This window comes from Albidovulum sp. (genome assembly GCF_049646345.1).
Classification (GTDB): domain Bacteria; phylum Pseudomonadota; class Alphaproteobacteria; order Rhodobacterales; family Rhodobacteraceae; genus Albidovulum.
Genome location: NZ_JBARVQ010000828.1, coordinates 1 through 12,927, shown reverse-complemented (window position 1 = coordinate 12,927; position 12,927 = coordinate 1). Strand labels below are relative to the sequence as shown.

Sequence of the window (12,927 nt, the reverse complement as noted above, 5' to 3'; positions counted from 1 at the left end):
GTGCGAGGCGGTGGCGGCGATCAAGGCTATGGGTATCCCGCTGATCCTGATCGACCAGGACATTGCCTTCCTCACCCGACTTATCGACCGGCTGTTCCTGTTTGACCACGGCCGGATTTCCCGGCGTCTGGAGCGGCATGAAATCCCGGATCATGACGCGCTAATGACCATGCTGTTCGGAGAGGCCCTGACATGATGAGCATCGACACCTTTCTTGCCGTCGCTTCGGGCGGTCTGGTTCTGGGTGCGATCTACGCACTGATGGCGGCCGGGCTGGCCGTGGTCTGGACGACACTCGGCATCTTCAACTTCGGCCATGGCACCTTCATTGCGGCGGGCGCCTATATCGGCTGGCAGATCGCGGACCGAGAAGCCGCCGGTCTGGGTCTCGCACTCGGCATCCTCGGTGCCACGGCCGCGCTGTTCGTGCTGGGTGTTATCTTTCAGTTGATCCTCGTGCGGCCTTTCGAAAGACGCGGCGACATTGTCACGGCGTCGGTCATCACGACGCTGGCGGGGGCAACCATCCTTGAAAGCGCGATCAACCTGATCTGGGGCCCGCGATCCAAGCAATTGTCCCGTATCGTCGAGAGCGAGGTTTCGGCCGGTCCGGTCGTTCTGGCGGCGAACGACCTCATCCTGATTCTCATGGCCGCCGCGACGCTCGGTTCGGTCGGCTGGTTCCTGATCGCCACACGGACTGGCCGCGCCATGCGCGCGGTGGCGCAAAACCGTGAGGCTGCCGAACTGATCGGGCTGCATGTCGCGCGGCTCTACGCAGGAGCCTTCGGCCTGTCGGCGGCGATGGCGGGCCTTGCCGGCATCTTTGTGGGCTCCATGCGGTTCATGACCCCGACGATGGGCACCGATCCGTTGATGAAGGCGCTGATCGTGGTGATCTTCGGCGGTGTCGCGCGCTTCACTAGCCCGATTTACGCGGCGCTGCTGATCGGGATGCTCGAAAGCTTCTCGAACTATCTCGTCGGCCTCTACTGGACGCCTGCCGTGCTTTTCGCGGTGATGATCACTGTTCTCATCCTCAGGCCTGCCGGTCTCTTCGGACAACATCAAAGGACGCTCTGATGCGGTACGATCCCCCGTTTCACAAGACAAACGGTCTTGTCCCGGCTGTTGCGGCGGTCGCCGTTCTGGCCGCGTTTCCGCTGGTGGTAGAGGCCGCCTATCTGCGCCACATAATGGTGCTGGCGCTGGTTTTCGCGGTGGTGGCGGCAAGTTGGGACCTGAGCCTTGGTTTCGGCGGTCTTCTGAACTTTGCCCATATCGCGCTCTTTGCCGTGGGCATCTACACCTACGCGATCCTCGCCAAGACCCTCGGGCTCAACCCATGGCTTGCGGTTCTCGCGGCCGGTCCGGTTGCGATGATCATCGCGGTGATGATCGCGCTGCCGGTCCTCAGGCTCGACGGGGTCTATGTGATCCTCGTGACACTCGCCTTTTCGCAGCTCGTCTATCAGATCATCATCTCACAGGCTGATATCACCGGCGGCACGTCCGGAATGGTGACGCTGCCCGTGCTTTCGGTCGGTGGCTACCGGTTCATCAAGGACGGAAAGATCGGCTACTACTACACCGCGCTTCTGCTTCTGGTCCTCGCCTGTGCGTTTCTTTACGGCGTGCTCCGCTCGCGCTGGGGCCGTGCAATCATCGCGTTGCGCGACAACAAATACGCCGCAATCGCACGCGGCGTGCCCGAGGCGAGGACACGGGCGCTGGCGCTGGCTGCAAGCGCACTTTTCACCGGTCTGGCGGGTGGGTTCTATGCGTCCTACGTTCGCGTTGCCTCTCCCGATATTCTCGGGCTGGGGACGCTGACGCTTATCTTGTCGATCCTGCTGGTCGGCGGGACGGCTACGATCTGGGGGCCGGTTGCCGGTGCCTTCCTGATCGTGCTTCTCTCTGAGGCGGTGGCGGATTACGGCGCCTGGCGCGATATCCTGATCGCCGGGCTGATCATCGCGGTGATGATCTTCTATCCGGGCGGTCTCTGGGGGCTTATCCAGGAGATGCGGGAACTGGCGGCGAATACGATATCCGCCACCCGCGCCACCCTGCACAGGCGCAAGGGCAAGGCCGCGCGCGAAGCTCTCTTGGGCACATCGGAAAAGATGGTTCAGACCCGTCATGGGGTGGTCGCCGTTGCCGACACCGGCGGCAGCTGTCCGGCGATCCTGATGATCCACGGAAATTCAGCCTGTAAGGAAGCGTTCACGCATCAATTCACCACGTTCTCACCCGATCATCGTTTGATTGCATTCGATCTGCCGGGGCATGGCGTATCGGACAATGCCGACCCCGAAAAGTCCTACAATGTCTCGGCCTATGCCGATGTGGCCGAAGATGTCCTGAAGGCCTGCGGCGTCGAACGACCATATGTTCTTGGTTGGTCTCTCGGGGGTTATGTCGCGCTGGAACTGACAGCCCGCGACCCGGGCGCGTTCCGGGGCCTCGCTATTACCGGCACCTCTCCGCTCAACATCGTGCCCGACGATTTCGCGCGCGGCTACGATGCCTCCAGCCACCTCGTCCTTGCCGGAAAGCAGTATTTCACCAAATCCGAAGAACGCGCCTATGCAGGCGCTGCGACCGCACCGTTCAGTGACGAAAGTGCGTTCCTCCACCGCAATATCGGTCGCACCGACGGACGGACGCGCTACTATATGATCACCAAGCTTGGGGTCGTCGACTGGCCCCGCCAGATGCGGATGCTGCGCGACGGCACGATCCCCTTCGCGATACTGAATGGCGCGGACGATCCGTTCCTTGATCACGTCTATATCGCGGGCCTGCCGTATGGCCGCATCTGGAGCGGCAAACCGCATGACATAGCCAACGGTCTTCACGCACCGTTCTTCAACAAATCCAGGGAATTCAATGACGCGTTTGCCGGGTTTCTGACATGGTCCCGCCCTGAGTAGAAGCACGGTGTTGGAGATTCCGGCACTTACGCATTTCTGCCGCCAGATACACTATTGTCAGCAAGTGGTAAGCTGCACCGCAACATGGTGAGAGAGAGCGAACGTCTTCTGCTAGACGGCCGCACCGGTCTAAGCAGGGCCAAACCACAAGGACCGCCGCAGCGCGGGGATTGGCCGCTCAGCGCCCGGCATTGCACGATGCTGCAAAGTGAATGAAGGTTTGCCTTGACCCAAAGTGCGGTCACCTTCCACGCCCGAATGCTGCAGGATCGACCAACGACTGATCCAAAGAATCCGACCTTTAACCTGCGACATCTCCGGCGGCTTTGAGGTAATTCAAGCACTCTTCCGGTGAGAAAACATCGCGGATTTCTGTGAGAGCGTGGAACACATCTGTGAAGGTTCGAGCGCCGATCCTGCGCAAGTGCGCTTTGAGTTTCGAGAAGGCCATTTCAATTGATGGTGTGGATGGCTCCTGCTCCCGGCGTCGCTATGCGCCATGATGGGGTGTCATTGTCCCAACTTTAGGAGCCATCCATGTTTGAAATTGGCACATTCGGCGTCAATCTTGCCAAGAATGTCATCCAGATCCACGGCGTCGATAGCGACGGGAAGGTTGTGGTGCGGCCTCAGCTCCGGAGAGGTCAGTTTCTCGCATTTTTCGCGGAACGTCCGGCTTGCCTGATCGGCATCGAGGCCTGTTCGGGGGCACATCACTGGGGTCGCCAGTTGCAGAAGCTGGGCCACGAGGTGCGCCTGATGCCGCCGTCCTAAGTGAAGCCCTACGTCAGCAATTTTGGCTCCGCGCGGGACTACGCTGCCTGGCTCGGCCTCACGCCGAAGCAGCACTCGACCGGCGGGAAGCCACGAAGCGGCGGCATCTCGAAGATGGGCAACCGCTGCATTCGACGGCTGCTGTATCTGGGCGCCATGGCGCAGATCATGGTTCGCCGCAGGCCCCGCAAGCCAGGGACCGACTGGCTATCGCGGAAGCTCGCGACCAAGGAAACGAGGGGCGTTGCGATCGCGCGCGCGAACCGCATGGCCCGGACGATCTACGCGCTTCTCTGCGACGGGACGAGTTACAGGCCGCGAGCCGAGGCGATGCACGGCTGAGAGCGGTTCGAAGGAATGGTAAGGCGCAACGTGAGGTGATGGCGAATACATGGCCGCAGCCGACCAGTCGATGCAAGCTCACAAAACCCTTGCCACGCAGGAGCCATCCATACATGCCCGCAAAGGGCCCAAAGCGTCCGTTTCAGGCCGAATCGCCATTTGTCCGGGCCCGGTCGCCGTCAGGCGGCCGCCTTGCCGTAGATCTGGGCGATGCGCAGGATCGCCTGTTCCGGCGGCAGTTCCTCGCTCTCGCCGGTCCGGCGGCTCGTCAGTTCCACCACGCCGTTCTTCAGACCTCGCGGCCCGACGGTAATGCGCCAGGGCAGACCGATCAGGTCCATCGAGGCGAATTTTGCCCCTGCCCGCTCATCCCGGTCGTCGTAAAGCGGCTCCAGTCCAAGGGCCGTCAGGCTGCGATAGATTGCGTCGCAGGCGCCATCCGCCTCTGCATCGCCCTGCCTGAGGTTGACGATACCGCAATGGAAGGGCGTCACACCTTCGGGCCAGATGATGCCCTTGTCGTCGTGGCTGGCCTCGATGATCGCGCCGATCAGACGCGAAACCCCGATCCCGTGCGAGCCCATATGGACCGGCACCCGCTCACCCTTTTCATTGACGACCGTGGCACCCAAAGGTTCGGAATATTTAGTGCCGAAATAGAAGATCTGCCCCACCTCGATGCCGCGGGCTACGCGGCGGCGCTCTTCGGGGATCTTGTTGAACAGCGCTTCGTCATGGGTCTCATCCGTGCGGGCATAGCGCGAGGTAAACTCCTCAAGCACTGCCTGACAGGCCGCGCGGTCGTCAAAGTCGATCTCGCGGTCGCCGAATTTCAGATCGGTGATCTGGCTGTCATAGAAGACCTCGGATTCGCCGGTCTCGGCCAGAACCAGGAATTCATGCGTATCATCGCCTCCGATCGGACCGCTATCGGCACGCATCGGGATCGCCTGAAGCCCCATGCGTTCATAGGTGCGCAGGTAGCTGACCAGATGGCGGTTATAGGAGTGCAGCGCGTCTTCCTTTGTCAGGTCGAAGTTATAGCCATCCTTCATCAGGAATTCGCGACCGCGCATGACGCCGAAACGGGGCCGGATCTCATCGCGGAACTTCCACTGGATCTGATAGAGCGTCAGCGGCAATTCCTTGTAGCTGCCGACATGGGCGCGGAAGATATCCGTGACCAGTTCCTCGGCCGTCGGCGTGTAGAGCATGTCGCGGCCATGACGGTCCTTCATGCGCAGCATCTCTTCGCCGTAGTCGTCGTAGCGGCCGCTTTCCCGCCAAAGGTCCGCGCCCTGCAGGATCGGCATCTGGATCGGAATGTGACCCGCGCGGGCCTGTTCCTCGTGAATGATGTTTTCCAGCTTACGCAGCACCTTGAAGCCCATCGGCAGCCAGGAATAAATACCGGCCGAAGCCTGTTTGACCATGCCCGCGCGCAGCATGTAGCGGTGGCTGACGATCTGCGCCTCGGCGGGGTTTTCCTTGAGGACGGGCAGGAAATAGCGGGAAAGACGCATCTGGATCACGGGTCCTTGGAGTTCGGGTTGCCCATCGCTTATGCCAAAGACCGGGATCAGGCAAGCATAATCCCCGGCAATCCCTTTATGGACCTTGGTTCGGTGATATCCTAACACCGGACAGACAGCATGACGGGGACATGTATGGGGCGGAAAAGACAGCAGGCAGAGATGGCCGTCGTCGTCTGCAGCGACCGGAACCTGTTCTGGCAGGCTGCGTTTTTCCTCGCCCGGTCACTCGCCAGCGACCGCGAAGGGCGGCTCGACCATTTTCTTTACTGTTCCGATCCGCTCGACGCGCGTTTCAGGGACCTGCTCGGCGACCGGGTGACCGTGGTTGAAAAACAGGCACCCGAGGTTGACGAACAGGTCGGCATCTCCAGCCATCTGACCACAACCGCCCTGCTGCGCATCGTTGCGCTTGAGGAGCTTTGCGCGGCTTACAAACAGGTCGCCTATTCCGATGTCGATATCTTCCTGCGCTGGGGCAGTTTCGCCGAACTGACCCCGCTTGCAGGGCATGACAAGCCCGTTGCGGCCATCCGTGACCGTTCGCTCTGGGGTGACAAGCCCGAGCGTTGGGTCGCCCGGAACTATTTTCCGAACCTGCCCGACGGCGTCGCCGGACAGTATTTCAATGCCGGTATCCTGATAGCCAACGGACCTCTTTATCTGGAGCAGGAGGTCTCGGCCCGATCGCTCGCCTTTCTGCGCGATCACCCTGAAAAGTGCCACTATTCCGATCAATCCGCCCTGAACGCCGCCGTCAACGGCAACTGGCTGGAACTTTCACCCAGCTGGAACTGGCAGGCGAATATGCGCTACGACCACCTGATCCCGCTGCGCAATCCGCGCCTTGTCCATTTCACCGGGCCGGTGAAGCCCTGGAAAGACCGCCTTCGCCGCTTCGACGAGGTCTATTTCTACGCGATGGAAACCTGGCTGGAGGCCAACGGGATGCAGGACATTCTCAGCGCCCTACCGGACCGCCTTTTCAGCGCCTCACGCGAACGGATGCGGACGCGAATGCTCGGGGAAGGTCATGATCCCATGGCGATGCGCGAGGCGGGGAAAGCCTATCTCAACCGCACCGATTTCGCCGATACCGGGATCGGGTTGCAGGTCTATGGCTGGGACGAGGGCTGACAGGCCGCCTTAACCCGTCAGCAATGCCCGCGCCGCTTCGCGGGCGGCATCAGTGACATTCTCACCCGACAGCATCCGCGCCAGTTCGTCCACCCGCGCCTCGGGCGCCAGCGGCAGGACGGTCGAGGTCGTCATCTCGGCCTCAACCTTCTTTTCCACCCGCCAGTGATGCGCGCCGCGCGCCGCGACCTGTGGGGAATGAGTTACGACAAGGATCTGCGCAGTCTCGGCCAGCCGGGCGAGCCTGCGGCCCACCGCATCGGCGGTCGCGCCACCGACACCCCGGTCAATCTCGTCGAAAATCATCGTCAGCGCCTCGCCACCCCGCGCCAGCACCACTTTCAGCGCCAGAAGGAAGCGCGACAGCTCGCCGCCCGAAGCAATGCGGTTCAGCGCGCCAGCGGGTGCGCCGGGGTTGGTGGCCACGGTGAATTCGACCTGATCGACACCTTCGGGGCCGGGTTCGGCCTCGGTGAAAGAGGTCGCGAAATGCGCGCGCTCCATTTTAAGGGGCGCGAGTTCGGCAGCAATCTCGGCATCAAGCCGCCCCGCTGCCTCCCACCGCTGCGTCGATATCGCCGAAGCCGCCGCATCATAGACGGCATCCGCCGCTTCGACCGCCTTCGTCAGCGCACGGATATTCTCTGCCCCGCCATCAAGCGAGGCGAGCCGGTCGCGCAGCCCTTCCGCAAAGCCGCCCAGATCGTCGGCCAGCACGCCATGTTTGCGCGCCAGTGCCCTTATCGCAAACAGGCGTTCTTCGACCGCCTCCATCTCGCGCGGATCGAAGCTGAGGCGGTCGAGGCAAAGCTCGACCCCCTGCACGGCCTCGCCAAGCTCGGTGATCGCACGTCCCAGCGCAGCAATCGGTTCGTCAAGCGCACCGTCGGCCTGTTCCACGGTGCCATCGAGCCAGCGGGCGGCATCCGCCATCAGGCCCTCTGCGCCGTCAGACCCCAAAGCCTGCGCGGCCCGTGCGATATCCTCGCGGATGCGTTGACCGGCCTGCATCAGGCGACGGCGGGCATCCAGATCCGCCTCCTCGCCCGGCTGCGGGTCGAGCTTGTCGAGTTCGGCCACCGCATGGCGCAGGAATTCCTCTTCGCTGCGTATCTCGGCCAGGGCAGTCTCGGCCGTAGCCAGCACCTTTCGTGCCTCGGCGCGGGCCGTCCAGGCCCGACGCAGCGGCCCCGGATCGACCCCGGCAAAGACATCCAGCAATTGCCGGTGACCACGCGGGTTCAACAGGCCCCGGTCGTCATGCTGGCCATGCAACTCGATCAACGTGTCCGAAAGCGCTCGCAACACCTCGCCCGAACTGCGCCGGTCATTGACCCAGGCGGTCTTGCGGCCGTCAGCCGTGTTGACCCGGCGCAGGATCAGTTCGTCCTCTGCCTCCAGCCCGGCCTCTTCCAGCACGGCTCGGGCCGCATGGCCTGCGGGCAGATCAAAGACCGCCACGACCTCTCCCTGATCGGCACCCGCACGGACCAGTTCAGCCCGCCCACGCCAGCCCAGCACGAAACCGAGACAATCGAGAAGGATCGACTTGCCCGCCCCGGTCTCACCGGTCAGCACATTCAGACCCGGCCGGAAATCCAGTTCCAGCCGGTCGATGATCAGCATGTCGCGTATCTCAAGCGAGCGCAGCATATCCGCCCCGTAGGGTGCGTGCTGGCACGCACCGCCCGTTTGTCACAGCCATTCGCCGCGAATGACCTGGCGATACACCTTGGCCAACCAGCTGTCGCCCTTCGCTTCGGGCCGCAATCCGCGCCCGGTCAGAAGCGCATAGCTGTCCTCATACCAATCCGTGGACTGGAAGTTGTGGCCCAGGATAGCACCAGCCGTCTGCGCTTCATCGGTCAAGCCCAGCGACAGATAGGCCTCGACCAGACGGTGCAGGGCTTCCGGCACATGGGTCGTGGTCTGGAAGTTCTCGACCACGACGCGGAACCGGTTGATCGCGGCGGTGTAATGCTTGCGCTTGAGGTAGTAGCGCCCGATCTCCATCTCTTTCGCGGCCAGATGGTTGAAGGCCAGATCGAACTTCAGGATCGCCGAGCGGGCATAGTCGCTGTCGGGGTATTCCTCGATCACCGCGCGCAGGGCCTGCAACGCCTGGAAGGTCAGGCCCTGATCGCGGCCTACCTCGTCGATCTGGTCATAATAGGAAAGCGCCAGCAGGAACTTGGCATAGGCCGCATCCTCTTCCGCCGGATAGGTATCGATGTAACGCTGCGCTGTTGCGCGGCTTTCCTCATAATCACGGTGCTTGTGATAGGCGAAGGCCTGCATGATCAGCGCGCGCTTGGCCCATTCGGAATAGGGGTAAAGACGCTCAACTTCGGCGAAATACTTGACCGCCTGCTCGCTCTTGCGGCTGGTTTCAAGTTCACGCTCGCCAAGCTGATAGATCGTCGCGGCATCAAGGTTCTCCAGATTCACAACTGCAGCCCGTCGACCGCAGCCGGAAACCATCAAAGCCAAAACGAGGCCACCGACAAGAGTTGCCGCCCTGATGCCCCGACCCATGCCCGCCTACCTTGATTCTTGCATACTATATTGATGTAGCGGCCCCTACCCGACCGCAGTACCTGCCTCGTCTAGCACAGAAAAATCCGGGGCGCAAAACGCCAATTGTCAGCCCCATCCCCGCGCAGGAACATCCGGTTTCCCGCCGCGCGACAACCATCAGGTGAGCCCGCCCGCCGCCGGATCAGACAACAATCTCGCTACAGATGCCCTGATCGTGTATAGTACCTCTGTTACAGGCAGCACTTTTCGCCTGCGACCACTCTTGTTCAACGAACAACTTTTTATTTAAATCAATATCTTGGAGCACGTTATGGCCCGAAAAACCAAATCCCCTGTCTATCAACGCAAGCTCTACAAAACCCATGATGCGGATGCGCCTGAGGACATTCTCGGCCCGTTGAAGCATCTTCCCGGTAAATGGGTGGGCGAGGGAACGGGATGGAACATGATCGCTCTGCCGTTTCAGGAAGCGCCGCCGCCGCCGCAAGGGTTCAACTACCGGGTTCTGATGAACCAATATAGAGAGGACCTGACCTTCAGCCTTATCGATAGCGCGGTTCCCAATCGCGGCCTCCGGCGTCCTGGAAACCCGGCGTCGAATTTTGATCAGGAAGTTGTCACCCTCGACTATCAGCAACAGATCAAGCAGATCGCCGTCGATGACCGCCCGCCAAGCAGCCATCGCGGACCAATCGGGGCTCCGATCCACCATGAACCCGGCCTCTGGCTCTATGCGCGCGACCTAAGAACCGACAATATCGATATTGCGCGCCTTGCCTCGATCCCGCATGGCAATTCGGTGCTGGCGCTTGGCGAAAGCAGCATCATCAAGGGCGCGCCGGTCATCCCGCCGATAAACGGCTTTCCCATTGGGCGGCATGAGACCATCGAAAACCTGCCACCCGACGCCTATGACTTCCGCTCGGACCCCTATCTAGCGCCCTACAAGCACTATGTCGACACCCCGTTCATGGGCACCGTGACCGGGGTTCCGGGCTTTCCCGGTTTCAGCCCCAACAACATGAACGCGATCCTCAGCTTCGCCAATCAGGGGGTCGATATCAAACGTACAACCGTGCTGACGGTCGACAGCAAGCGGGCCACTGGCGGTGTCAGCAACATGCCCTTCACCACGCGTGAGGCCGAACCAGTCAGCATGCGGTCGACGTTCTGGATACAGGAACTGGCGGGTAAGAAGATCAAGGGCAAGCCGCGCCTGCGGATGCAGTATTCGCAGGTCGTAATGCTGAATTTCTTCGGGCGGGAGGATCAGTTGCCCGGTCGGGCGACCTGGCCGCATATCAGCATCGCGACCCTTGAAAAAGTTTACTGAAAGTGGCACCGGGGCGGATCAACCGCCCCGGTTTGCCTGATCGCTGTGCTGATGCGGTCTGTCAGGCGACGGCCGGAATATCGGCGCGATTGATGTCAGAGCCCGGCAGGCGGCGGCGGGTCGCCGCATCGCAATCCACAATACGATAGGCCGACGGATCGGCAAAGAGTGCCCGCAACAGCCGGTTGGTCATCGCATGCCCCGCACGCACGCCAGTGTAACGGCCCAGAACCGGCGCACCCGCCAGAGCGAGGTCGCCCAAGGCGTCCAGCATCTTGTGGCGCACGGGTTCATCGGCGCGGCGCAGACCGCCCGGGCTCACCACCCGGTCACCGTCGAAAACCACCGCGTTTTCGCCTGGATTGCCGCCGAGCGCCCGGCCGCTTGCCCGCATCGCATCGACATCCGCCTGACGGCAGAAGGTGCGGCAATCGCTCAGTTCGCGCAGGAAAGCGCCATTGGCCATCGACATGCGCTTTTGCTGATGACCGATGGCGGCGTCGGTGAAATCGATCTCAAACTCGATTTCCAGCGTGTCCGACGGCTCCAGCCGGGCAACGGCGTCACCATGCGTCACTTCGACCGGCTTCAACACTTCAAAGCAGCGCAACGGCGCATCCAGCACCCGAACCCCACGCGCCATGATGCCCGAGGCGAACGGTGCCGAGGACCCATCAAGGATCGGCACTTCCGGCCCGTCGATCTCGATCAGCGCATTGTGGATGCCACAGCCCGCAAGCGCGGCCATCACATGTTCGATCGTCGACACCGAGGTGCCCGCGGAATTGGAAATCAGGGTGCAGAGCGTGGCGTCGGAAACAGCCGCCCAATGCGCCTGAACCATCGCATCGCGACCGATCACATCCGTGCGGCGGAACCAGATCCCGTATTCCGCCGAAGCGGGCAGGATCGTCATCCGCGCGCGCAGGCCGGAATGCAGGCCTACACCCGCGAAAGTAACCGATGATCGGATCGTCGTCTGCACGTTTACCCCTTCACAGCCGTTAACGGCTTTTGGCTAGCGTGGAGGTAATCGGGCGTGGTGCGAAAGCCAACTCACTCTTTGCAACGGAATGGAACAATTTCCTAAAACTTCGGCAAAGCCCTGCCGCTGCTCCGATTTCCGTCCGCAACTCATTGATGCACAAATAAAAACGGCCGGCATGTGCCGGCCGCTTTCCGTCAATTTGTGACCGCGCTTAGTTGGCCTGACGCCGCAGAAAGGCCGGAATCTCGATCCGCTCCTGATCCGGATCCACCTCGGAATCGTCGTCATAGGCGGATTGCGGGGGCGGAGTCTGGCGCAGTGTCGGCGTCGTCCGCTGCGGCTGCTCGGCCGCGTGGCCGGTCATCCGGTTCAGAAGCGAGTTGATGCCGAAACGCGGCTTGTCTCCTGCCGCTTGCGGTGCGCGCTGGACCGGCTGCGGGGCCGCTGGCTGACGCTGACCCTGACCGGGGGCGCGACTGACGGCGGCCTGCAAACGGGCCAGGGCTTCCGGTGTCGGCGTACCCGGCGTGCGGGGGCGCGGTGCAACGAAGCTTTGCGGATCATCCTCGACATGCAGGTTTTCCGGCTGGTGGCGCGGCTCGGGCTGATAGGCGGGCGGCGGCAGATCGCCCCCGGCCGAGGTCGCATCAAACAGCGTGCGCTCTTCTTCTCGCTCGGCCACCACTTCGCGGCGTTCCTCACGGCGCGGTTCCGGGGCCGAAGCGGCGACAGGCCGTTCAACCGCACGAACCGGCTCGGGCTGCGGCGCGGGGGCGTGGACCGGCTCGGGCTCGGTGATAGCTACGGGCTGCAGCGGCTCGGCCAGACGGCGGCGCGGCGTCGGAACCTCGGTCTGCGCAACGGCGGCATCGATACCGGTCGCGACAACCGAAACCCGCATGAGGCCTTCCATACTGTCATCAAGCGTGGAGCCGACGATGATATTGGCGTCCGGGTCCACTTCCTCGCGGATACGGTTCGCCGCTTCGTCGAGTTCGAAGAGCGTCAGGTCGGACCCGCCGGTGATGTTGATCAGGACGCCCTTGGCACCTTTCAGGCTGATTTCGTCCAAGAGCGGGTTGGCAATCGCCTTCTCGGCCGCCTGGACCGCACGATCCTCGCCGCTCGCTTCGCCCGTGCCCATCATCGCCTTGCCCATTTCGTCCATCACGGCGCGGACATCGGCGAAATCGAGGTTGATCAGGCCGGGGCGGACCATGAGGTCTGTAACCCCCTTCACGCCCTGATAGAGGACATCGTCCGCCATGGCGAAGGCATCGGTGAAGGTGGTCTTTTCGTTGGCCAGACGGAACAGGTTCTGGTTCGGGATGATGATCAGCGTATCGA

At 62.2% G+C, this 12,927-nt stretch carries 10 protein-coding genes and 2 pseudogenes; 6 read left to right on the top strand and 6 right to left on the bottom strand.

Going from position 1 to position 12,927, the window contains the following annotated elements; all coding sequences use genetic code 11:
* The 3 genes from WBB85_RS21700 to WBB85_RS21690 form a co-directional block, all read left to right on the top strand.
* The coding region (locus tag WBB85_RS21700; protein ID WP_432640651.1) for a hypothetical protein at positions 1-196 on the top strand (196 nt) is incomplete at its 5' end.
* Positions 193-1,083 (top strand): branched-chain amino acid ABC transporter permease, encoded by an 891-nt coding sequence (locus WBB85_RS21695; RefSeq protein WP_432640650.1) that lies wholly within the window; start codon positions 193-195, stop codon positions 1,081-1,083. The genes WBB85_RS21700 and WBB85_RS21695, both read left to right, overlap by 4 nt.
* Entirely contained in the window at positions 1,083-2,936 is a 1,854-nt protein-coding gene (locus tag WBB85_RS21690; RefSeq protein ID WP_432640649.1) for an alpha/beta fold hydrolase, read from the top strand. Before WBB85_RS21695 ends, WBB85_RS21690 begins: the two co-directional genes overlap by 1 nt.
* Positions 2,937-3,237: 301 nt before the next feature.
* Here WBB85_RS21690 and WBB85_RS21685 read toward each other — a convergent pair.
* Positions 3,238-3,408: pseudogene (locus WBB85_RS21685) on the bottom strand (IS630-like element ISSpo6 family transposase); the annotation flags it as partial.
* Between the two features lie 65 nt (positions 3,409-3,473).
* Between WBB85_RS21685 and WBB85_RS21680 the strand changes: the two are divergent.
* Positions 3,474-4,052 (top strand): annotated as a pseudogene (locus WBB85_RS21680) (transposase).
* 179 nt (positions 4,053-4,231) lie between these two features.
* Here WBB85_RS21680 and proS read toward each other — a convergent pair.
* Positions 4,232-5,575, bottom strand: coding sequence for a proline--tRNA ligase (gene proS, locus WBB85_RS21675; RefSeq protein ID WP_432640648.1), 1,344 nt, complete (start codon positions 5,573-5,575; stop codon positions 4,232-4,234).
* A 171-nt stretch (positions 5,576-5,746) separates the two neighbouring features.
* On the opposite strand from proS, the gene WBB85_RS21670 reads away from it, so the two are divergent.
* Complete coding sequence (locus WBB85_RS21670) at positions 5,747-6,721, top strand: glycosyltransferase family 8 protein (protein WP_432640647.1); 975 nt, start codon at positions 5,747-5,749, stop codon at positions 6,719-6,721.
* A 9-nt stretch (positions 6,722-6,730) separates the two neighbouring features.
* Here the strand turns inward: WBB85_RS21670 and recN are convergent, their stop codons facing one another.
* Together recN and WBB85_RS21660 are read right to left on the bottom strand one after the other, a co-directional pair.
* Entirely contained in the window at positions 6,731-8,374 is a 1,644-nt protein-coding gene (recN, locus tag WBB85_RS21665) for a DNA repair protein RecN (RefSeq protein WP_432640646.1), read from the bottom strand.
* Positions 8,375-8,416: 42 nt separating this feature from the next.
* On the bottom strand, positions 8,417-9,256 hold the full coding sequence (locus WBB85_RS21660; protein ID WP_432640645.1) for an outer membrane protein assembly factor BamD: 840 nt from the start codon (positions 9,254-9,256) through the stop codon (positions 8,417-8,419).
* Positions 9,257-9,569: 313 nt separating this feature from the next.
* On the opposite strand from WBB85_RS21660, the gene WBB85_RS21655 reads away from it, so the two are divergent.
* Entirely contained in the window at positions 9,570-10,592 is a 1,023-nt protein-coding gene (locus WBB85_RS21655; protein WP_432640644.1) for a heme-binding protein, read from the top strand.
* A gap of 61 nt (positions 10,593-10,653) precedes the next feature.
* Here WBB85_RS21655 and lpxC read toward each other — a convergent pair whose 3' ends face one another.
* Positions 10,654-11,577 (bottom strand): UDP-3-O-acyl-N-acetylglucosamine deacetylase, encoded by a 924-nt coding sequence (gene lpxC, locus WBB85_RS21650; RefSeq protein WP_432640643.1) that lies wholly within the window; start codon positions 11,575-11,577, stop codon positions 10,654-10,656.
* A gap of 214 nt (positions 11,578-11,791) precedes the next feature.
* On the bottom strand, positions 11,792-12,927 hold a 1,136-nt coding region (locus WBB85_RS21645), incomplete at its 5' end, for a cell division protein FtsZ (protein ID WP_432640642.1).